The following is a 22,215-nucleotide window of genomic DNA, read 5'->3' as shown; positions in this document are numbered from 1 at the left end:
CATGGAGTTGATATGAGTTTAACGAATCCGTTTTATCCGGAAAATCCTATTCAGTTTTCACCTCAAGAGGTCCTAGACCCTGCTTATATTGAGCAGTCTCCGAGCGAGCTATTTAAACGTATTTCTCCCCTTTATAGTGTCGATGAAGATAAATGGCTAGGCGCGTTATTGCCGCTGGCTGAACCTGCCACTATGGAAGATGGCAGTAATGAGCGTGAAGCCATCGTATCGCAAACCGCAAGCCTGGTTGAGAATGTCCGCAATAATAATAAAGCGGTAAAAATGGTGGACTCGCTATTATTAGAATATAGCTTAGACACCCAAGAGGGCATCTTGCTGATGAGCTTGGCAGAAGCTTTGATCCGTGTGCCAGATAATGCCACGGCAGACGCGCTGATTCGCGACAAAATGAGCGTAGCGGACTGGAAAAAGCATTTAAAAGATGACAACGGATTTATCGTCAATGCCTCGACCTGGGGTTTGATGATGACTGGACGTGTGGTCAGTATTGATAAAAAAACTACCGCAGCCGGTTTCTTGGACCGTATGACCAAAAAAATGGGTGAACCTGTCATTCGTAGCGCCATGCAACGCGCGATGAAGATTATGGGTCATCAGTTTGTGCTTGGTGAAACCATCGAAGAGGCGAGCCGTAACAGTCAACCGTATCGTCAAAAAGGCTATACCTATTCATTTGATATGTTAGGTGAAGCGGCAGTGACGCACAGAGATGCTGAAAAGTATTTTAGTGATTATCTACATGCCATTAAATCAGCGGCGCATATTCGTGTGAAAGAGGGTATGCCAAAGCCATCAGTATCTATTAAGCTGTCTGCTTTGCATCCGCGCTACGAAGCAACACAGATTGATCAAGTGTTGGGATTATTGCGTCAGCGCTGTGTTTTATTGATTGAAGCGGCACGTGATGTAAACGTCGATATCAGCATTGATGCTGAAGAAGCCGACCGTTTAGAGGTGTCATTAAAGCTATTTGAATCGCTATACCGAGACACCATTACCCAAGATTGGGATGGTCTAGGTCTTGTGGTTCAAGGCTATTCTAAACGTGGTCTTGCTGTATTGGCTTGGCTGGCAAGTTTGGCCAAAGAGGTTGGCGACCGGATTCCTGTGCGTCTGGTAAAAGGCGCGTACTGGGACTATGAGATCAAACTGGCGCAGCAAAAAGGCATTACCGGTTATCCTGTGTGGACACGTAAAGAAGGTACCGATGTTGCTTATCTCGCCTGTGCTCGCTTCTTATTAACCGAGCAAATCCGTGGTGTGTTATGGCCACAGTTTGCGACTCATAACGCGCATACATTATCGTCTGTAATGACCATGAGTCCGCATAGAGACTTCGAATTCCAGCGTCTGCATGGTATGGGCGATGCCTTATATGACCATATTTTACAGCAGTACAATATTCCTGTTCGTATCTATGCTCCAGTGGGCGCACATAAAGACTTGCTACCATACTTGGTGCGCCGTCTACTTGAAAACGGTGCCAACAGCTCGTTTGTGCATCAACTGTTAGATAAAACTTACCCAGTTAGCGAACTGACGGTACACCCATACGACACATTAACCAGCCATGCTACCTTGCATAACGAGCGCATTCCAATGCCGCTTGATATCTACGATGGTAGAAAGGCAAGTTTTGGTCCAAATATCTTTGTTGATTCTCAGTGGCGTCCTTTTAAAGCCGCCATTGATGCGCATTTACCAAACATATGGAAGGCCAACTCAATCATCAAGGGTCAGCAAATCACTCAAACGCTTAATGCTCAAGGTGAGCCTAGTGGTGAGGATTTAGAACGCTCGCCAGTGATTGCACCTTGGAACCATGATGTGACTGCTGGTGAAGTGGTTTACGCCAATGCTGATATCGCTAAATTTGCCATTAAAGCGGCCAAAGAGGGCCAGCAGCAATGGCAGGCGGTCAGTGCTGCTGAACGTGCTGCTATTTTGCGCCTTATTGCAGACTTGTATGAAGAACACTTTGCACAGCTTGTGGCCATGTGTCACAAAGAGGCGGGTAAAACGATGCAAGACAGCATTGATGAGGTGCGTGAAGCGGTTGATTTCTGTCGTTTCTATGCCGATGAAGCTGAGCGTCTTAGCACCCAAACCAATAGCTTTACTGATTTAAATGGCAATACTGTTACTCAAAAACGCACTGCACGCGGTACCTTTGTATGTATCAGCCCTTGGAACTTCCCATTGGCCATTTACACTGGTCAGATTACAGGTGCATTGGCTGCGGGTAACACCGTTGTCGCCAAGCCCGCTGAACAAACCAGCTTAATCGCTTATTTTGCGGTTCAACTCATGTATCAAGCTGGTGTACCTGATTATGCACTACAGTTCGTGACGGGTGCTGGTGAAGTGGGCGGCGCATTAACCTCATCAAATGAAATTGATGGTGTGGTATTTACCGGTTCTACTCATACCGCGCAGCTGATTAACCGTGCGCTATATGCTGACAAAGACAACAATCAAAACACGTCAGGCAAATTGCCGGTATTAATCGCAGAAACGGGCGGTCAAAACGCTATGATTGTTGACTCGACTGCATTGCCAGAACAAGTGGTGAAAGATGCGGTATTGTCTGCCTTTGGTTCAGCAGGTCAGCGCTGTTCGGCATGTCGTATATTGTGTCTACAAGAAGACGTTGCAGATACGGTGATTGAGCTGTTAAAAGGCAACATGGCAGAGCTGGTTGTGGGTAGCCCTGTGAATGTCTCTACCGATGTGGGTCCTGTTATTGACAAAGATGCCCAAAAAGGATTACGTGCGCACATTGAGGCGATGCGTCAAGACAGCCGTGCTCGCGTGATCGCTCAAACGCCTATCAGTTCTGAATTTGCAGATAAATTAGGCAACAGCACCTTTGTATTACCAACGGCTATTGAAGTGGATAGCATCGGCGCAATTGGTGGTGAGCACTTCGGTCCTATCTTACATATCTTGCGCTATAAAGCCGGCAAGCTTGATGACTTAATTGATGAGATTAATGCCACCGGCTATGGTCTAACATTAGGTATTCATAGCCGTATTGAGCACATCGCTGATCATATCGAGCGCCGTGCTAAAGTGGGTAATACCTATATTAACCGTAACCAGATTGGTGCTGTGGTTGATGAACAGCCATTCGGCGGTAGTGGACTGTCAGGCACCGGTCCAAAAGCGGGTGGTCCTCATTACGTGGCACGATTAACACAGTGGCAAGCTGTGTAAGTCCCTTATTGTCATGACTATGAGTCAAGTTGCCCAAGTTTATTAACCTATTATAGGGTGCGGGCAACTCGATCAACATCAAACCAATATTAAGATTAAGGACAGCTCATGAGTGATGTATATAAAAAGAATCAGGCCAAGCAGAGTGAAGCATGGGCCCTAATGGGTGCGATTAATCGTGCTGCCTATTTAGAGAAAGCCAGTGCTGATTTAGCACAATTGACCAGTCACAGTGACAAAGCCAATCGTTTGTTTCAACACTTGACTGCCCAAGCAGAACGCTTAGATGAAGTGATTCATCTGACCGGTGCCACAGGGGAATCAAACGATTTGTATTTAGCCCCTCGCGGTAAAGTAATGATTGTTGGTACTGAGCAATCGGACCCTATTCCGGTACTTGGTCAACTTGTTGCCGCTTTGCTGGCGGGTAATGAAGTGATTTTACGTTATCCAAGTCAACAAGCATTGTGCGAGCAAGCCATTACCGCATTGCAAGACGCTGGTATCTATCCGGGTGTGATGAGTATTGCTAATGACTCACAATTAACCACCTTGCTTCACATCAATGGTCTGGCAGTGGTTGGTGTGGTCGGCACAGTCGCTGAAGCACGCGCTATTGGCCAAGACTTAGCCGAAACAGACGGTATCTTAACGCAACTTGTTGCAGTGACTGACATGCAGGGCTGCCAAGAGATGTTTGAACCTGAGTATGTTGAGCGTTTTACCACAGAGCGTGTGAAGACAGTGAATACCACGGCCATTGGTGGTAACGCTAGCTTGATTGAACTGGGTATGGGGTAGGTTAATATTGATCGTTCGATGATTAACTTCTATCTCTATACAAAAGAAAGCCCCCAAATTTGGGGGCTTTCTTTTGTGATAAGGCGAATGGACTAGCTGTTATAAACAAATATCTATTAGGGTCTGTTGAATATTCAAATGTGGAACTGGCGGAGGCTGTTTTTTAGGAAATATGCAGGGAAATTTTTGAGGCTTAGTCATTCTAAGTTAGACAATTTCGCAATATATTGACAAAAAACAGCCCTGCCCCTGAGAACGGATTAAGCAAAGCACTGCTTTGCCCGTTCGCAAGGCGAGAGCTGTGCTCGAGAGAGGGCTGTTGCTAAAATTGCCCCAAACGTTGTTATAAACCTAGCTAAGGTCTAGATATTATCATCGGTTTACGCCTAGTTTGGAACAATTTTAGCTATCAGCAGTTCTAATATTTGAATGTTCAACAGACCCTAGTCTAACTGTTTGATTGCTATCTGGTTCTAGCCTGAATAAATGCACTACTGTGCCTATTAAAGACTATTTTAGTATAACCAATGCGGTCAGAGTAATAGACTGTGCTAATGAACAGTGTGCTAATATAAAGCCAGAAATTGTGTATAAAATGGACTGTTTAGTATTAATAAGGATGTTCAATGAGCTTAAAAGAAATCGTACAGCTTGAAGGTCATATCCAGACTATCTATCTAGCTGTATATGAGGACAAACTATTATTGCTTGATGGCTGTTGTCGACCTGATGTGGAACTGGTTTTAGATTATATTAAACACACATTATGTCGCCCAATTACAGACTTGAAGATAGTGATAGTGACTCATATGCATGCCGATCACGCCGGTGGTGCGACCTTCTTTAAACAAGCGACAGGCTGCCAGATTGTGTCCGCTGCCAAAAGCACTCAATGGTATGCCCATATCGGCGGGCGAATTATGCATACTATTTACATCTCATTGGCTTATTATGTGGCCAATAGGCTCGGCAAACCCGCCAAAAATCTCTGGTATCCTGCGCATCTAGACCCTGATATTACCGTCGGTGAGGGCGATACAGTGCCTTTGTTTGAGGATTGGCAAGTATTAGAGACGCCTGGGCATACCGATCGGGATTTATCTTTATACCATCCTGATACTGAGCAAGTTTATACTGCAGATTTAATAATTAAACTGCGTCATAAATTTGTCTCACCTGTGCCGATATATTTGCCAGAGACGTATCGACAGTCGCTAAATAAAATAAAACAGCTCAAGCCAAAACAAGTAATGATGGCGCATGGTGGGGCAAAGTATGTCGACCCTGAAGTATTTGATACGCTGATTGAAAGATCGCCCCGCACGCCATTAACCATCAAAAGTACGATAGAGCATAAATTGTTTTGGTGGTTTAAAAAGGACGGTAAACGTCAGAGTAGTGCGCCTCAGAATAATGATACGCATTAAAAAGCCAAACACAGAGCGCTGCGTTTGGCTTTTAAATCAAAGCGATAGGGTAATAAGTACTTACTTATTGATAGTTGGTCGCTATGACGACATTTAAGTCGCGGATGTAGCTAGCTTGGAAGTCAATTTCACTCTCCGCGCCATCAAGCGCATGAAAGCGATCTAGCCAGTGTTGCTCATCTTTTTGACGTTCCTCCAAGTCAGGTAATTCAATTCTACCTAGAATAACGTCACGAGCGTACCATGCCTGCGCATCAAACATATTAAAGGTGAAATACTGGTCTTGCATACCCAAGTAAATCAGCTGTGGATGTGACTGCCAGAAAATACCTTTACCACAATTTATAATTAAATAGTCTTTAACAAAAAATACTTATTCCGATAATCGGTATAAATAATATTGATAAGCCACACTAATTATTTACTATCGAATTGCACATTAATAGACATTAATAGATATATAGATGAGTTTAGTCTGATACTAGAAATTCAGTTATTTTGAAAAATGGAATAGGGGGTCACTGTACAACGACATTAACTGACGTATATAACCAATGTTAACGTTTATCATCTTGTATAGTGAGGCGAAATTGCTTAATCTGCTTAATAAATATGAAGAAGGAAGTAGCTAAACTATGGAACCAACCTCGTTAATACCCGTAACTTTAGCCTCAATTTTAGCCTCGTTTTCTGGCAATAATGGCGTAGTCGAAGAAGCTGTTATAAGTACTCATGTTAGCCCTGAAATAGCAGGCTTGTGGGAGTTAGAGCTGCAAAGCACTCCAGATTTTGTGCAAAAAGCACGTACGGCAAGCACCAGTGAAAAAGGTGAGATGAGCCCTGAATTAAGCGAGCTTATCAGTGCCATCGAAGCGTCAGAGAAGTTATCTCAACTAAAGAGCGTTGAACGAGACAATATGTATCTTGGCAACGCTCAAGACAATGACAAAAACAGTACTCAAGATAAGCCAGTTTTGACTCTTAATGCTACAGCGCCTAATAGTAGTTGCCGTGAGCGCTATAACTTCGGCGCTGATAATGAAGTACTAACCACCAGCGGTGAAGAGTGGACTTTTGGTAAATATATCTATCAGCATCAAGCAGAAGGTTTGCCAGTTATTGCCATTAATACCACCTATGACAATAACAAAATGGATTGTTCAGGCGTGCAAATCGACCAAACGGGTGATTCTATTCTGGCCTTCGTTGATTATCAGCCAAAAGAGAATAAAATGCGTTGGTGTGTCGATAAAGACGGTGAAAACTGCTTTATGACCTTTACTAAGCTATTGCCATAATTGGCTTTGTTTGAAGAATGTTGACAGTCAGTGACGCATTGCTTGATAAAGTCGCCCACTTTATTTGGCTGTAATGATATGATAAAAAGCCACACACCTTTGTTGTGGCTTTTTATATTGTCAGTTTAATCTATCAGACGATATTGCAGTATTTAACCCTTAAAACTCCGATTATGGCAGCGCAAAGTAGGTAATCAACCTGCTTGTGACAAGGATTGAACCGCTGCCTGTTAATGACTCACCTTATTAAATAAAAGATACCATCCCTATGAAACAAGCGACTGCGTTGGATATTCTAAAAACCGGTAGTAACGTCTTTTTGACCGGCTCTGCAGGCTCAGGAAAAACCTATACTTTAAATGAATACATACATTATTTAAGAGCGCGGCGTGTGCCTGTGGCAACGACGGCCAGTACCGGTATTGCAGCGACGCATATGAACGGGGTGACCATTCATAGCTGGTCAGGGATTGGTATTAAAGATGAATTAACCGAACGTGATTTGGCCAATTTATCGCGTAAGAAGATTCTTAAGGACCGTCTCAAAGATACCTCAGTATTGATTATTGATGAGATATCTATGCTGCACGCCAAGCAGCTTAATCTGGTCGATCAAGTGCTCAAACACATGCGCAGTAGCGATAAGCCATTTGGTGGTATCCAAGTGGTGGTAGCCGGTGATTTCTTCCAGTTACCGCCTGTGGGTAGCCGCGGTGAGAGTAATCGTGAGAAGTTTGCCTTTATGTCGCAGGCGTGGCTAGATGCTAAATTTAAGATTTGTTATTTGACCGAGCAGCATCGCCAAGAGGTTGCTGAGGGTGATGAGCAAAAGATGACCCTAGATACTATTTTAAACCAGATTCGCGGAGAGGAGGGTGTGAGTGCAGAGGCCATCGCTGCCCTACAAAATACCTTCTATCAAGACGTCGATATCAATCGCACGCGCTTATATACCCATAATGTGAACGTCAACAAAATCAATGAAAATGAACTGGCGTTATTAGATGGTGAGACGGTGACATACAATGCCATTGCTCATGGTGATAACAAATTGGTCGAAACGCTTAAAAAATCAGTACGTACCAGCGATGACCTGACCCTAAAAGTCGGCGCTAAAGTCATGTTTATTAAGAACAATAATGAGCTTGGTGTATCAAACGGTAGTATGGGGGAGTTGGTTGGGTTTACCACCATCAAGCCACTTAAATCTAGAACCAATAGTGATGAGACTGTATCGGATGATGATTCTGATGATATAGATACGGATTTGGATGATATTGATAATGAAGACGCTCTGATTGACATAGAGGAAGATGATTCAGAAGATAAGCTGCCAGTATCAACAGACAGATTCCCTATTATTAAGCTTAATACTGGTAGGCAGGTGATTGCTGAAGGTGAAGAGTGGGTAGTAGAAGACGAAAGCGGTGAGATATTGGCCAGTTATATGCAAATCCCGCTGACTTTGGCTTGGGCAATTACTATTCATAAATCTCAGGGCATGACCTTGGATGCTGCTGAAATTGATTTGTCGAAGACATTTGAGCTGGGGCAAGGCTATGTGGCTTTATCACGCCTGAAATCGCTTGAGGGTCTAAAGCTGCTTGGCATGAATGATTTGAGCCTACGCTTAGATCCGCTAGCGCGCGGTGCAGATTCACGCTTTAAAGAGTTGTCGATTGAGGCAGAAGAAGCCTTTGCTAAGATGGAGCGTGAGATATTACAGGAGTCGCATGAGCGATTTATCTTAACCTCAGGCGGTACATTAAGTAAGGCCAATATTGCAGCATTTGAGGCACAGTATGAGAACCGTAAAAAGCGTATGGCCAAAAACCAAGCCTTAAAAGATAAGCTGAGTAATCAGCTTAATGACCGCTCAGATGATACCTTAATGGCGACCAAAATTTTATTAGAGGAAAGCCTAAGTATTGCAGAGGTTGCGGAGAGTCGCGGGCTGGCTCAATCAACCATTATGGGGCACGTGGCACGTTTGAAACGTCAAGACCCCAATTTAAGCATTGAGCATCTGCGTCCTGATGAGCAAATTGTTGAGAAGGTCAGTAAAGCGGTTGAGGTTATTGTTGCTGCTGCAGATCCTAATGATTTTAGCGATACGGCTGGCAGTGATAGTAAGGATGCCACTGAGCTGTTCACCAAAGAGCGTATCAAGCTGCGTCCTATCTATGAGTATTTAAAAGAACAAATAGATTATAATACGATTCGATTGGCACTTATCTTTGTGGATTAGATTAATCATCATGTCCCTTTAGTGTCTGACTCTTTTAATCTACCCTTATTAAGCTGTATTTATGTCATTACCTGATTTTACTGCACCTGTTTTAAATTCAACTGCTAATCCACCATTGCGCATTGCTATCAATGGCTTCGGTCGTATTGGGCGCAATGTGCTACGCGCGCTTATTGAGCGATTTGAGGTGCTGGGTAAATTGGTACACATCGTTGCTATTAATGATATTGCCGATGTCGACACCCTATTGCATCTGCTTAAATATGACAGTACCCATGGTCGATTAAGTCGTCTTGGAGTGACGGCTACGATTGAACAGCGCGCAGCGTCAAGTGATGCGAGTCTTACCGATGTTGAAGGAATTGCGGATACTCAGCTGTATCTGGATAAAGAGGGCAGGCGTTACTGTATCAATTTATTAGGTATAGATAAACCAGAAGATTTGCCATGGGAGAGGTTAAATGTCGATGTGGTATTAGAATGTACCGGACATTTCCGCTCTTATGATGATGCCAGCCGTCATCTACAAGCGGGTGCAAAGCAGGTTATCGTGGGTGCAGCGCCTTTTGATAAAGTTGATGCTAGTATTGTGATGGGCGTTAATGACAATGAGCTGACACGTGACTTACCTATCATCTCCAGCGTATCTTGTACCACACAGGCGTTAGTCCCGCTTATTTATGTATTGGACAAAGCCTTTGGTACGCAGTCGGTTATGATGACCGAAATCCATGCAGTTACTGCCGATCAAAACGTACTTGATCAGCCTCATCGTGATAAGCGCCGTGCTCGTGCATCAGGGCATAACTTTATTCCGACTACCTCAAGTAGTATTGCCGCCACTGAGCGCACTTTGCCGCATATGCTTGGTAAAGTAGACGGTCATTCTATCCGCGTACCGACCATTGACGTGGCAGCTATTGACGTAAATTTTGTGTTTGATAGAGTAGTGACACTAGATGAGGTACGAGAGGTGGTTCAAATGGCTTGTCAGCCCAATAGCCGCTTAAATGGCATCATGGGCTATACAGAGGAGCCACTCGTCTCTAGCGACTTCATACATCAATCTGAGTCGCTGATTGTTGATGGTCAGCAATTGATGCAAGTGGGTTCGCAAGTGAAGGTGTTTGCATGGTATGACAACGAGTGGGGCTATGCCAATCGCTTATTAGATATGTGTTTGCATCTGCAGCGTATTTAATCCTTCATTCTATTAAGGGCTAGTCTTAAAATATAACTTAGTCTATAACGCATAGCACTCAATATAAATTGAAGACATAAAAAAGGTCAGCTTATTTAATAAGCTGACCTTTTTAGTATCTGGCGGAGTCGGAGAGATTCGAACTCTCGAAGGGCTATGAACCCTTGCCGGTTTTCAAGACCGGTGCATTCAACCGCTCTGCCACGACTCCAGTAGGTGGACTATTATAGAGAAAAATGATTCAAATGCAAGGCCTGTGGTAAATAATTCTTTTAAATTTATGGGCATGAATTTTGAGCACAAAAAAAGACCCACTTAATCAATAAGTAGGTCTTTTCAATATCTGGCGGAGTCGGAGAGATTCGAACTCTCGAAGGGCTATGAACCCTTGCCGGTTTTCAAGACCGGTGCATTCAACCGCTCTGCCACGACTCCGTAGGTGCAGTATTATAGAGATTTTGATTTCTAATGCAAGTACTATTTTTAATTTTTCGCAAAAAAGTTAGTAAGTCGCTTTTTGTCAGTGTTTGTTGCGTACTGAGAACAACCAGAGTAGAGCTGCTGGCAGCCCAAAAAGCCAATCAAAGTAAAAAGATAATGCTTATTTTTTAGGCTCAATTTGCTCTTCAAGCAAGCCTTTGGTGGCATAGCTGCTGTGAGTATCAATGATTGATTTTTCAATGATAGAGGTGCTTACACCGTTTGCACGTAATTTCTCAATAAATACTTCATCGTCGGCTAGGGTATAGCCATCATTGTCTCTATCTAACCCTTGACGGATATATAGACGAATAAGGCCCTGGATGCGCTTAAATCCATGCTCCTGAGCGGTCTCTGTTAGCAAGGTGATCATCTCTTCAGAGAGTCGAATGCTAATAGGGCGGGTAATCTTTTGAGGATGGTCCGAAAATTTATTACGTATGTGCGGAGGAATCATAGCCATATCAAGTTTTTAGTAAATTTAATCTATTATAGGTGAATTAGGGAATAACTTAAACCGCTAAGTAAGATGTAAAACACATACACAAAAAAGCCCTAATCACTGATTAGGGCTTTTTTAGGTTTTAATAAAATGTGCTGTAAGGGTATTAAAACCTTTTAGAATTTGGCTCCCTAACCTGGGCTCGAACCAGGGACACACGGATTAACAGTCCGATGCTCTACCAACTGAGCTATTAGGGAATAACTTATCGACTCATCTTTGCAGAAGCAGTCTTAACTAAGTGATGCGTATTCTAGCCAAGGTTAGGGTAGGTGTCAAGCCTTTGTATGATAAATATCGGTAATTAATGCGTTTTATTTATTATCAGGGCTGATTTTTATTTTAGTCGGCTGATTTCCTGTGGTTAATTTGTTCCCTTTATCCGCATAGGAGGTAGCGCTATTATCCGCTTTATCAATGGCTTTCTCCACACGGTTATTGACCCCTGTTGGCAAATCTAATTGATGCAAGTTCGCTGTGGCTGGACTCGATTGCAACGTCTCAGTGTCCTTTGCCGAGGTATGGGTCGGTCCTGAAGGGCTAGCGTGTTCACTAGATGAGCTTGAGTTTTTATTATCGCGAGTGGCAGGCTCAAACTGCGAATCGACCAAGGTGCGAGTTAGGGCATTGATATCACCGCCTCCAGATAACCCAAGCTCACCTAATAGATGGTCAATCAAAGGCGCTTGGCTACGATAGCGTAGCGCTGAGCTGACGACTTCATCTGCCAACGAGCCACCACCGTTGCCGCTATTTGAGGCGTTATTATCGCCGTTTGATGCGCCTAGCATATTATGACCATTGCCACCGACTTGTAAAATTTTAATACCATCGATGTTTTCAATAGGCTTAACCGATTCTGCAATGATAGAAGGCAGACGCTCAAGTAGTGATAGTCTTACTTGCATATCAATTTGATCTGGCGATAAAACGTTAGCCGCATTATTGATCGCTTCTTGACCTTCAGCTTCTACTCTATACTGTTCAGCTTTGGCTTTGGCAATTACTAATTGGGCATCAGCCTCACCTTGGGCTATTAAGCGTTGTTTATCAGCTTGTGCTTGTGCTTCGATACGTACCGCTTCAGCTTTATCAGTGGCCGCAATCTTCTCTGCTTGGGCAGCAACTTTGATCTCGATGGCCTCTTTTTCCGCCTCTTCGGTGGCTTTAATAAGTTGGACAGCTTTGGCACGTTCCGCAATTTCACGCTCACGAACGGTGGTTACATTTTCCGCTTGTTGAACGGCTAAAGCTCTTGCTTTATCCGCTTCTGCTTTGGCAACCGACTCTGCACGTGACTTCTCTGCAACAGCGATTTGACGCTCTTGTTCTGCCAGCTCAATCGCTTTTTGACGTTCAATATTGGCTTGTTCAAGCGCTTGTTCCTTAATGATATCTTGATTTTTGATATCACGTTCGGCATTAATGCGCTGTAAGTCAATTTCACGTTGTGCCGCAATCTTAGCTTCTTCCGCTTCTCGCTCTTTCATACTCTCTTCAGAAGCGATGTTTGATGATTGTTCAGCACGGCGAATAGAGATCTCACGTTGCTGCTCAAGCTTGGCATACTCTTCTTCACGAACGATATCGATACGGCTACGTTCGGCTTCCAAGTTTTTGGTTTTAATTGCTAAGTCTGTTTCTTGCTCGATATCATTACGTAGCTTTAATCTATCTTGAATGGTCTTAGTCAAGCGCGTCATACCCTCGGCATCGAACGCATTTTGCGGATTGAAGTATTCAAATTTAGTTTGATCCAGACCTGTTAACGATACCGTTTCGAGCTCTAGTCCGTTTTTTGATAAATCCTCTGACACGGCGCGCTGGACACGTTGCACAAAATCAACCCGCTTTTCGTGCAACTCTTCCATTTGCATTTCAGCAGCGACAGCACGTAGGGCATCAACAAACTTACCTTCTACCAGATTTTTTAGCTCATCAGGTGCCATGGTTTTCATACCCAGTGTCTGGGCGGCGGTGGCGATGGACTCTTTGAGAGGACTAACACGCACATAAAACTCAGCTTTGACATCGACCCGCATACGATCTTTGGTAATGAGTGCCTCTTCATTGGCACGACGAACTTCTAACCGTAAGGTATTCATATTAACGGGGATAACTTCATGCAGCACAGGTAGCACGAATGCACCACCGTTTAATATCACGCGCTCACCACCCATACCAGTACGTACGAAAGAGACTTCTTTGCTGGCGCGTGTATAAAGTCGAGTGAGTATAAAACCGATCAGTAACAGTAAAACAAAAATGATGCCAGCGATAATGGCGTAGGTGATTAAGCCTGACATAAAACGTCCTTATATATTTCTTATGATACCTTTTCTATTAATTAACCTATCTTTGTGTCGCGTTTGCATTCGCCTTGTTTGATAGGTTGATTTTTAAATGAGGTGTTATTGTAGGTGTAATGGTGTTTTAAATTTTTAACAGTGACAGGGGGATACTGTAGCTGACTCTTGCAAACTTTAACTAAACCAAATTTCAGCTCAGCCGTTAAAAGAGTCATAAGTTCATTCATATTTTTTTGACCCAATAGCGATCACCAATTTTCTTAGTAATCACCAGCGTATCTTCATCCGTAATTTTATAAATAGTTTTCTCACTATTCTTATCAGTAGTTTGATCAGCAGCAGACATAGACACAGTAGGTTCTATTTTGGCTGTTGTTAAAGTGTCTAGTTCAGTAACTTCAGTCGCAACAGAAGGGTCAGGCTCGACCATAATATAATGAATCTGACCATGGATATCTTGTGTTTTGGCTTGCGCAGGTTTGTCTGCGCTTGCATACCCAATCACTATTTTTGCCGATTGACCTACCAATGAGTCGCCACTGACGGCCGTCGTTTCATCTTTAGGAAATATCGGATATAGCAGGGCAGCAGTGACTTTTAATAAGGGTATACTTATCACGAAAGCGTCTAAGCTTGCTAGCCAAGGCGATATGTAATGTCCCAACACAGACAAAGAGATCTGCTGCAATATAATGCCACTAATACAAAAGCTGCCTATAAATAGTATCAGCAGAATCATCGTGGGAATACGACCAACGTATAACCAATCTAAGGCTTTTAACCCCAAACTGATATCACTGTTAATATCCATATCAATATCGGCATCAAAATCAGCTTCAAGCAGCGAGTCAGGTACCAAATTATCTAAGAAACCACTTAAGCCACCAAATAAAAAGCCAACGATTTCTACCAGTAATAATATGATTAAAACGAAACCTGCGATGACAAAAGGGGCGAAAGCAGGTGTATCAAAAAGTGGCCACATGTTTTATCAAATAAAAGTTATGAAGAGGAGGGTGGGTAAAAAATTAAAAACAGTCTTATTAGAAAATTTAACAGTAGTTTACCGTAATTTCAATCAAAAGGTGTGAATTTAAAACAAGAAGAGAGGGTTAATTGCGGGAATGCAAATTTAAAGCGGCCCTTAGGGTAAGCTATAAGGTAGGACAAATGAAATGACAAGACAAAAAAATCCCTTATCAATCGATAAGGGATTTGGCATTTGCCATAAGGGAATTAATGTGTTGCTAAGGTAGTACTGTGTACTAGAATATGGCTCCCTAACCTGGGCTCGAACCAGGGACACACGGATTAACAGTCCGATGCTCTACCAACTGAGCTATTAGGGAATAACTTAAAAAACACACTAAGAACTAAGTGCTGTTTGCGTTAAGTGGGGCGTATTCTAGCAGATAAATTTTAAGCGTCAACCCTTTTTTGAAAAAAAATCGAAAATAATCGATTTTTTTTCAATTTAATCGGTTTATAGGTCGAGAAAAACAGATAATGAGCCAAAATCTCTCACTAATAATTTCACTCATTAACTTGTAAACACCAAAACACAGACGATAAGTGTTAAGTTAAATTGCTAAGCCAATTGAGGTTACGCTAAACTAAGGTTACTCTCACCGTCATAAGCGTGTTTTTTACACTTATTTTGATTGTTATTGCAATAAAAGCACTTTTGTAGCCATAAGATAGCCAAAATGAGTCTGTTATCGATCGATTATTTAAAATTTAAAGGAAGACTATGCCACAGCTTAACACCTCTAGCACCGCTGTTAGAGCGCCGCTAAAACACGAACTCTATATGTCCGTATTAATGACCCCAGATATGGCCAACTTTATTGGAAATGTCCATGGTGGTGACTTATTAAAAATGCTTGATCAGGTCGCTTATGCTTGCGCTAGTCGGTATAGCGGCAGCTATGTTGTGACGTTATCTGTTGATCAGGTGATGTTTTTAGAGCCTATTTATGTGGGCGAATTGGTCACCTTTGCAGCTAATATTAACCATGTCGGCCGTACCTCAATGGAAGTCGGCATCCGTGTTGAAGCTGAGAATATCCAAGAGCGTACAGTGCGCCATACCAATAGCTGTTACTTTACTATGGTAGCGGTCGATAAAAATGGTAAACCAACGCCAGTGCCGCCATTAGAGATTAAAGATTATCTGCAGCAGTGCCGATTTGATGCGGCAATTGAGCGTAAAAAAATGCGTATGGAGCAAGCGAATCGTCCAAGTTGTGAGATTGATAATGCACCTCCTGGTAAGCTTGAGGGTGCGTGCAAACCGAGTGATGACCTTAAGAAGTAATTAGTATGAACGTACAGATTTAACGCGCTTGATATAACAAAAAAATCGCCCTTAAATATTTAAGGGCGATTTTTTGTACGAGTTGTTCTATATACGAGCCAAATAGCTGATTAATCTATTCTCTATTATTTGTTTTCAGGCGCATTTGCACCGATAAACCAAGCATCTTTATCAACAATACGGCTAACTTCGGTAAATAAATCCGCAGTGTCTTCATCACCCGCTTCACCGGCTTTTTCAATCGCTTTACGAAGTTCTTCAGCGACTATTTTATAACGATTAGTCAGCTCACGAACGTGTTGATCGATTTTGGTAATCTCAGTAGGATAAGGCTCTAAAATAGAGTCGTCCGTCACACGGCGAGAAATACCATTTGCCTTACCACCTAAGATAACAATACGTTCAGCGACTGTGTCATAGGCTTCAGTCAGACGCTCATAAGTTTCATCAAGTAGCGTGTGAACACCGATAAAGCCTTTGCCTTGAAGATTCCAATGGCACTGTTTGCTGTCCATACTTAGGTCAATCAGATTGGCTAGGTTAAAGTTTAATAGCTCAATCATTTTTTTAGCAGTTTTGTCATCGATACCACTTGCGTAACGTTCTCTCATAATTTTATCCTTATAATTTAATTATTTATAATTTGAATTGAATTTGAATTATCTAACTGATAGTTTAAATAACCGTTTAAAAAACTATCAAAATAAATAACTATTTGAAGACAGCTAAATGAATGACCGTCTTGTTTGGCTTATTTATTATGTGGACTATATTAACAGAGACAATGAGTAATAACTTCTAAGGTTTATAGTGTTTCGTCATACAGTTTGTAAGACAATGTAATAAATTGAACAGGGCTTAAACCAAGTGCTTTAAAACCTTTAAATCTTGCCTTGTTGCCCCCATAGATAGAGCATCAATTGACATCCTTTAAGACACTATTTAATACGAAAATTCCTATTTAATAAATTGTTCATCAGATTAAAAAGATTAATTATAAAAGACTCTATCTATGCGAATGCCCGAACCCAGATCCTCACGACAATTAAACCAACTTGCCACCCAATTGCAAGGTGAAGCCGAAATTACCGGTGTTAATGTATCCGGCACCTTAATTTCCAGCCGTGCCTTTGAAATGGTGACAGACTTTGAACCCGCAGGCGACCAACCACAAGCCATTGAAAAGCTAGTCAAAGGCATCAATGCTGGCATGGATGCTCAGCTATTGTTGGGTGTTACTGGCTCTGGTAAGACCTATACGATGGCCAAGGTTATCAGTGAGACGCAGCGTCCGACTATTATCATGGCGCACAACAAAACCTTAGCTGCCCAGCTATATGGTGAGTTCAAGTCCTTTTTCCCGCACAATGCGGTCGAATACTTCGTTAGTTATTACGACTATTATCAGCCCGAAGCGTATGTTGCCGCCAGTGATACCTTTATTGAAAAAGACAGTGCCATTAATGATCACATTGACCAAATGCGTCTGTCAGCCACTCGTGCGTTACTTGAGCGCCGTGATGCGATTATTATCTCTTCGGTGTCCTCAATTTATGGTCTGGGTGATCCAGAGAGCTATTTAAAGATGCTATTGCACATTGTGGTCGGTGATATGATTGACCGCAATGCATTAATCAAACGCTTGGTGGCACTGCAATATACCCGAAATGAGCTAGACTTCGAACGTGGTACGTATCGGTTACGCGGTGAGCTTTTAGATATTTATCCTGCGGAATCTGAACAACTTGCAGTACGTATTAGTATGTTCGATGATGAAGTGGAAAAGATCAGCTGGTTTGATCCACTAACCGGTAAAACGGTGCGCAGTGTGCCGCGTATCACGATTTATCCAAAGTCGCACTATGTGACGCCTCGTGAGAAGCTAGAGGCTGCCAGTAAAACTATTCGAGCCGAGCTTGATGAGCGCCTCGAGTACTTTCGGGAACATGACAAGCTTATTGAGGCGCAGCGTATCAAAGAGCGTACTCAGTATGACCTTGAGATGATTCAGCAGCTTGGCTACTGTAACGGTATTGAGAACTACTCACAGCATTTATCAGGTCGTCCAGCCGGTGTAGCGCCTCCGACTTTGTTCGATTACATTCCCCCTGATGCGTTGCTGTTTATTGACGAATCTCACGTAACTGTGCCTCAAATCGGTGCCATGTATAAGGGTGACCGCTCACGAAAAGAGAACCTAGTCAATTACGGCTTCCGTCTGCCGAGTGCGATGGACAACCGTCCGATGAAGTTTGAGGAGTGGGAGAAAATCAAACCCACCACCATATTTGTATCTGCCACGCCGGCGCTTTATGAGCTTGAGCACAGCGAGCAAGTGGTCGAGCAGGTGGTGCGTCCGACTGGCTTGATTGACCCTGAGATTGAGATTCGCCCTGTATTGACCCAAGTTGATGATGTACTGTCTGAGATTACCAAGCGCCGTGAGGTCAATGAGCGGGTGCTGATTACCACATTGACCAAGCGGATGTCTGAGGACTTAACCGATTATCTAAAAGAATATGATGTCAAAGTGGCGTATCTACATTCGGATATTGATACGGTTGAGCGTATGCAAATTATCCATGAGCTACGCACCGGTGTGCATGACGTGTTAGTCGGGATTAACTTGCTGCGTGAGGGTCTTGATATGCCCGAGGTGTCCTTGGTGGCAATATTTGACGCTGACAAAGAGGGTTTTTTGCGCTCAGAGCGCTCCTTGATTCAGACCATTGGTCGTGCTGCGCGTAACTTAAATGGTAAGGCCATTTTGTACGCTGATCGCATTACGTCAAGTATGCAAAAGGCGATTGAAGAGACGGATCGCCGCCGTGAAAAGCAAATCGCCTTTAACCTTGAGCATGGCATTACGCCGAAGTCTGCGACCCGCAGTATTACCGATAAGATTGATACCGGTGAGGTCGAGGAAGATCTCAATGACAATCAGGCCATACCGAGCAGTAGTGGTCTGCCCGATGTTGATATTGAAATACTGCGCAGTCCAGACTTACTCGTCAAAGAGATTAACCGCTTAGAGAAACAAATGAAGCAGTTCTCTCGCGAGCTTAAGTTTGAGGATGCGGCGAAAACGCGTGATAAAGTGATGGAACTAAAAGCCTATATCGTTCAGTAACCATTGACCTATAAAAGTGATGATTGGGTAAATCAAACCTTGAACTGTCTCAATAAAAAAGATGCGTCATTTAAATGACGCATCTTTTTTTTAACCATCAGTGTGTATATAACTATAGCGGGTTGCTTTAAAAGTAGAGCAGGACGCAACGTATGTTATTTAAGATGCTCTTTTGCTTATACGTATTTTCATAGACTATGAAGGTTACAGATAATCTGCGTCTACAGTAGCTTTACTGCTAGTTGACTATACAGCTTGAATTTAAGAGAAATGCCACTTAAGATAGCCGAATTAATTCACCACTTTAACCAATAGGTGTCCTTTATTTTGCAGACCTCAAGCTTATTAGAATTAAACTCAAACGAAAACTCTTTGGGCATGGCGCAGTCCGCCAGAGACGCGATTATGAATTCTCTAGATGTCGGTTTTCGTTATCCTGACGATCAACGTGCGGCACTGATTACTAAGATAGCTAAGCTTCAGCAGGTCGCAGAAAGTCAGATATCGCTGAGTAACGGATCGAGTGAGAACATCCGAACCGTCGTGCAGATGCTGTTATTTAAAGCCTTAAAACAGGGCAGGGCGCTGCAAGTCATCGTACCTGATCCGACATTTGCTTATGCGGAGAACTATGCCAATCGCTTAGATGTACCAGTGATGAAAGTGCCGCTGACTGAGTCAAGTTATGATTTGGATTTGGCGAATCTTAAAAAGGTAGCTGATGAGTTTGACGGATTAAGTCTACTTTATCTGTGTAATCCAAATAACCCAACAGCGACGATTACTGATACTCAAAAGCTAAAAGATTGGGTGGCGACTGCGTCTAAAGACCATTACTTCTTGTTAGATGAAGCTTATGCAGAGTATGTCACTGATCCAAGCTATGAGACCGGTATCGAATGGGTCAGAGAGGGGCTGTCAGATAATCTTATTGTGATTCGCACCTTTTCTAAATTGTGCGCGCTGGCAAGTATGCGTGTCGGATATGCGGTTGCCATGGCAGACACCATTACCGAACTTGAAGCGGTTATGACGGTAGATAATACCAACCTTGCCGGTGCAGTAGCAGTACTCGCCACGCTAGAGGACGAGGCATTCTTGCAGCATAGCCTACAGACTACCAAACAATCACGCCAGATGGTAGAGGAGGTGCTTGAGGAGCTGGATCTACGTTATCTGCCCTCACAAGCCAACTTTATTTTTCATGAAATAAAAGGTAATGTGCAGACCTATATTGATAGAATGAAAGAGCATGGCATTGTGGTGGGGCGTGCCTTTCCGCCCATCACCGGTTATAACCGTCTGACGTTAGGCACCCCTGAGGAAATGCGTGAGTTTATTAGTGTATTAAAGCAATTTCGTGAAAACGGCTGGGTGTGATTTTATGGGTACCCAACCGCACTCGGATTAATAAGCGTATTTAAACGCCCGTTAATAGCTTAGACTTTTTCATGCCTACCGCTTTGTCTTTCGGTGATAACGTAGAGACTTGAGCAATCGGTCTAGACTGCTCAGCATCGACTAAATGGTTGGTATTCACCTGAGTCAGCAAACCCTTAGCATAACGGCAATTGGGGTCCCGGCACAGTAAGGTATTGACGTAATACCATTCGCATTGACAAGCCTCTTGGGTGATATCAAGCAGCATATAACCATGATCAAATTGGTTATTAAATTTCTGATGTGGATTCAACCAAGGTCCAGCAATCTCTGGGAAAGTGCCAGAAGTTAGAGCAGGGCAGACAAACTCTACCGCAATAGCACCTTCACCGGTCTCTGGGTTATAGCTCTTTTTATCAAAGGGGTCCTGAGCAATATCGAAGGCAAAAGAGGCGTGATAATCACCGGTTAATACCACGGTATTGTTAATCTCATTTTCTTCAATAAAGTTGAGCAGGCGGGTACGCGCACTGGCATAACCATTCCACAAGTCACTCGAGCCAGTCGCTGAACTGCCTTTAAATGGCGCAAGAATCACTTGTTGGCCTAATAGTTGCCAAGTGGCTTCTCGGCGTTTTCCTTCTAAAAGATTTAAATAAAGCCAATTTTCCTGCTCTAATCCTAGCAGCTGTCTTTCGGGCTCATTGCTTGCTGACGCATCAGGCTTTTGACGACCAAAAATACGTGTGTCTAGCAGCGTTAAATCAAATAATTTACCAAACTCGAAACGTCTGTAAATACGCAGCTGACTGTCTAGTGAGTTACTGTCATTGCTACGAATGGGCATCCATTCATGGTAGGCGCGTACGGCTGCCATTTTTCGGTCAATATAATTGCCTTCACTGGGTTGGTGATTTTGCGCCCCTTCCATCCACGAATCATTGGCAATCTCATGATCGTCCCAAATAACGATAAACGGATGCTGACGGTGGCATTCTTGCAAATCAACATCGGTACGATAACAGGCATAACGGCGGCGATAATCCTCTAAGCTAACGATTTCATGCTTGGGGTCAAGTTGGCGTTTATGCAGCAGTAGCAGTTCACTATAAAAGCCTTGTGGGTGCTCATAAATATAGTCGCCGAGATGAATGACCGCTGAAATATCTGGTTGTCTCGCAATATCAGCATAGCCATTAAAATAGCCAAAGCCGTAATTGGAGCAAGAAACCACAGCTAAGCGGACTCTATTAACATCGATGGCGGCGGTATCGGGGTGCGGAATGGTTTTGGTACGCCCAACTGGTGAGATGTACCCAAGCGCTTCAAAAGCGTAATAGTAGGTGCTATCGGCAAGCGGTAGGATAGGGTCGACTTTAACCGTAAAGTCGGTCTCCGCAGTGGCTTGGCTCGTTCCTTTTTCCACGATATTTTTGAAATCAGGGTCACTGGCGACCACGTAGCTGACTGGGATAATAGGTGCTTCGATACTGCCATCATTAGTGATGCGCGTCCATAAAATAACTCTGTCATGGAGTGGGTCACCGCTGGCCACACCGTGTAAAAATGGCATTTCTCCATCATAACCTAAGTCATCTACTTCAGGCAGGCAAGCGGTGAGCTGCGACAGCATGATACTGGTTATGCCAATTTGTCCGCCAAGTTTTAAAAAGTCACGTCTTTTCATATGCAATAATCCTTATAATCTTTGAATGTCCATATAGTATCGAGTGTATATCGCAATAAGATGACAGTAATCAAATAGTTAGGTCGATTAATCTTGTCGATCTTAGAGTATTAAACACTAACGACTAAAGCGCAAAATAACCATTAACGAAAGCTAACTTGCTTAATATACTTTTATTTAGCCGAAAATTAAACTACT

The 22,215-nt window shown here is 43.1% G+C and carries 15 protein-coding genes and 4 tRNA genes; 9 read left to right on the top strand and 10 right to left on the bottom strand.

The features are described 5' to 3' along the window. The first annotated feature begins 12 nt into the window (after positions 1–12). The 3 genes from putA (at position 13) to AC2SLO_RS08535 (ending at position 5,465) form a co-directional block, all read left to right on the top strand. Complete coding sequence (gene putA / locus AC2SLO_RS08545) at positions 13–3,237, top strand: bifunctional proline dehydrogenase/L-glutamate gamma-semialdehyde dehydrogenase PutA (RefSeq protein WP_486540304.1); 3,225 nt, start codon at positions 13–15, stop codon at positions 3,235–3,237. A 108-nt stretch (positions 3,238–3,345) separates the two neighbouring features. Beyond that, on the top strand, positions 3,346–4,038 hold the full coding sequence (locus AC2SLO_RS08540) for an aldehyde dehydrogenase family protein (RefSeq protein WP_486540302.1): 693 nt from the start codon (positions 3,346–3,348) through the stop codon (positions 4,036–4,038). Positions 4,039–4,664: 626 nt separating this feature from the next. After that, a complete protein-coding gene (locus AC2SLO_RS08535) occupies positions 4,665–5,465 on the top strand; it encodes an MBL fold metallo-hydrolase (protein WP_486540300.1) in 801 nt (266 codons plus the stop codon). A gap of 64 nt (positions 5,466–5,529) precedes the next feature. Here the strand turns inward: AC2SLO_RS08535 and AC2SLO_RS08530 are convergent, their stop codons facing one another. Then, a complete protein-coding gene (locus AC2SLO_RS08530; RefSeq protein WP_486540298.1) occupies positions 5,530–5,760 on the bottom strand; it encodes a hypothetical protein in 231 nt (76 codons plus the stop codon). A gap of 340 nt (positions 5,761–6,100) precedes the next feature. Here AC2SLO_RS08530 and AC2SLO_RS08525 point away from each other — a divergent pair, with 340 nt between their 5' ends. From AC2SLO_RS08525 to AC2SLO_RS08515, 3 genes are all read left to right on the top strand, one after another. Continuing rightward, entirely contained in the window at positions 6,101–6,763 is a 663-nt protein-coding gene (locus AC2SLO_RS08525) for a hypothetical protein (RefSeq protein ID WP_486540296.1), read from the top strand. Between the two features lie 268 nt (positions 6,764–7,031). Continuing rightward, on the top strand, positions 7,032–9,011 hold the full coding sequence (locus AC2SLO_RS08520) for an AAA family ATPase (protein WP_486540294.1): 1,980 nt from the start codon (positions 7,032–7,034) through the stop codon (positions 9,009–9,011). Positions 9,012–9,072: 61 nt separating this feature from the next. Then, positions 9,073–10,212, top strand: coding sequence for a type I glyceraldehyde-3-phosphate dehydrogenase (locus AC2SLO_RS08515; protein ID WP_486540292.1), 1,140 nt, complete (start codon positions 9,073–9,075; stop codon positions 10,210–10,212). A 120-nt stretch (positions 10,213–10,332) separates the two neighbouring features. Here AC2SLO_RS08515 and AC2SLO_RS08510 read toward each other — a convergent pair. From AC2SLO_RS08510 to AC2SLO_RS08480, 7 genes are all read right to left on the bottom strand, one after another. Next, positions 10,333–10,423 (bottom strand) — tRNA-Ser (locus tag AC2SLO_RS08510). 133 nt (positions 10,424–10,556) lie between these two features. Next, positions 10,557–10,647, bottom strand: a tRNA-Ser gene (locus AC2SLO_RS08505). A 166-nt stretch (positions 10,648–10,813) separates the two neighbouring features. Further along, positions 10,814–11,149 carry a CopG family transcriptional regulator gene (locus AC2SLO_RS08500; RefSeq protein ID WP_486540620.1) on the bottom strand — a complete coding sequence of 112 codons (336 nt, stop codon included), beginning with the start codon at positions 11,147–11,149 and terminating at the stop codon, positions 10,814–10,816. Between the two features lie 169 nt (positions 11,150–11,318). Beyond that, a tRNA-Asn gene (locus AC2SLO_RS08495) sits at positions 11,319–11,394 on the bottom strand. 114 nt (positions 11,395–11,508) lie between these two features. Next, entirely contained in the window at positions 11,509–13,500 is a 1,992-nt protein-coding gene (locus tag AC2SLO_RS08490; RefSeq protein WP_486540290.1) for a flotillin family protein, read from the bottom strand. Positions 13,501–13,726: 226 nt separating this feature from the next. Then, complete coding sequence (locus AC2SLO_RS08485; RefSeq protein ID WP_486540288.1) at positions 13,727–14,488, bottom strand: YqiJ family protein; 762 nt, start codon at positions 14,486–14,488, stop codon at positions 13,727–13,729. A 288-nt stretch (positions 14,489–14,776) separates the two neighbouring features. After that, a tRNA-Asn gene (locus tag AC2SLO_RS08480) sits at positions 14,777–14,852 on the bottom strand. 401 nt (positions 14,853–15,253) lie between these two features. Here AC2SLO_RS08480 and AC2SLO_RS08475 point away from each other — a divergent pair. After that, the gene (locus tag AC2SLO_RS08475) at positions 15,254–15,820 is read left to right on the top strand and encodes an acyl-CoA thioesterase (RefSeq protein ID WP_486540286.1); all 567 of its coding nucleotides are present in this window, start codon (positions 15,254–15,256) and stop codon (positions 15,818–15,820) included. Between the two features lie 125 nt (positions 15,821–15,945). On the opposite strand, the gene dps is transcribed toward AC2SLO_RS08475, so the two are convergent. Next, positions 15,946–16,431 (bottom strand): DNA starvation/stationary phase protection protein Dps, encoded by a 486-nt coding sequence (dps, locus tag AC2SLO_RS08470; protein ID WP_486540284.1) that lies wholly within the window; start codon positions 16,429–16,431, stop codon positions 15,946–15,948. A gap of 401 nt (positions 16,432–16,832) precedes the next feature. On the opposite strand from dps, the gene uvrB reads away from it, so the two are divergent. Together uvrB and AC2SLO_RS08460 are read left to right on the top strand one after the other, a co-directional pair. Further along, positions 16,833–18,950: an excinuclease ABC subunit UvrB gene (gene uvrB / locus AC2SLO_RS08465; protein WP_486540282.1), complete on the top strand. Its 2,118-nt coding sequence runs from the start codon at positions 16,833–16,835 to the stop codon at positions 18,948–18,950. A gap of 327 nt (positions 18,951–19,277) precedes the next feature. Then, complete coding sequence (locus AC2SLO_RS08460; RefSeq protein ID WP_486540280.1) at positions 19,278–20,330, top strand: pyridoxal phosphate-dependent aminotransferase; 1,053 nt, start codon at positions 19,278–19,280, stop codon at positions 20,328–20,330. A 40-nt stretch (positions 20,331–20,370) separates the two neighbouring features. On the opposite strand, the gene AC2SLO_RS08455 is transcribed toward AC2SLO_RS08460, so the two are convergent. Further along, a complete protein-coding gene (locus tag AC2SLO_RS08455) occupies positions 20,371–22,017 on the bottom strand; it encodes an alkaline phosphatase D family protein (protein ID WP_486540278.1) in 1,647 nt (548 codons plus the stop codon). Positions 22,018–22,215 lie beyond the last annotated feature (198 nt).

It is taken from the genome of Psychrobacter sp. CX14, from assembly GCF_057396205.2.
This window is presented reverse-complemented; position numbering and strand designations above follow the sequence as displayed.

Excerpts from the sequence above, each read along its gene's own strand:
- putA (WP_486540304.1), top strand. The coding sequence starts at position 13 with ATGAGTTTAACGAATCCGTTTTATCCGGAAAATCCTATTCAGTTTTCA.
- AC2SLO_RS08540 (WP_486540302.1), top strand. The coding sequence starts at position 3,346 with ATGAGTGATGTATATAAAAAGAATCAGGCCAAGCAGAGTGAAGCATGG.
- AC2SLO_RS08535 (WP_486540300.1), top strand. The coding sequence starts at position 4,665 with ATGAGCTTAAAAGAAATCGTACAGCTTGAAGGTCATATCCAGACTATC.
- AC2SLO_RS08525 (WP_486540296.1), top strand. The coding sequence starts at position 6,101 with ATGGAACCAACCTCGTTAATACCCGTAACTTTAGCCTCAATTTTAGCC.
- AC2SLO_RS08520 (WP_486540294.1), top strand. The coding sequence starts at position 7,032 with ATGAAACAAGCGACTGCGTTGGATATTCTAAAAACCGGTAGTAACGTC.
- AC2SLO_RS08515 (WP_486540292.1), top strand. The coding sequence starts at position 9,073 with ATGTCATTACCTGATTTTACTGCACCTGTTTTAAATTCAACTGCTAAT.
- AC2SLO_RS08500 (WP_486540620.1), bottom strand. The coding sequence starts at position 11,149 with ATGATTCCTCCGCACATACGTAATAAATTTTCGGACCATCCTCAAAAG.
- AC2SLO_RS08490 (WP_486540290.1), bottom strand. The coding sequence starts at position 13,500 with ATGTCAGGCTTAATCACCTACGCCATTATCGCTGGCATCATTTTTGTT.
- AC2SLO_RS08485 (WP_486540288.1), bottom strand. The coding sequence starts at position 14,488 with ATGTGGCCACTTTTTGATACACCTGCTTTCGCCCCTTTTGTCATCGCA.
- AC2SLO_RS08475 (WP_486540286.1), top strand. The coding sequence starts at position 15,254 with ATGCCACAGCTTAACACCTCTAGCACCGCTGTTAGAGCGCCGCTAAAA.
- dps (WP_486540284.1), bottom strand. The coding sequence starts at position 16,431 with ATGAGAGAACGTTACGCAAGTGGTATCGATGACAAAACTGCTAAAAAA.
- uvrB (WP_486540282.1), top strand. The coding sequence starts at position 16,833 with ATGCGAATGCCCGAACCCAGATCCTCACGACAATTAAACCAACTTGCC.
- AC2SLO_RS08455 (WP_486540278.1), bottom strand. The coding sequence starts at position 22,017 with ATGAAAAGACGTGACTTTTTAAAACTTGGCGGACAAATTGGCATAACC.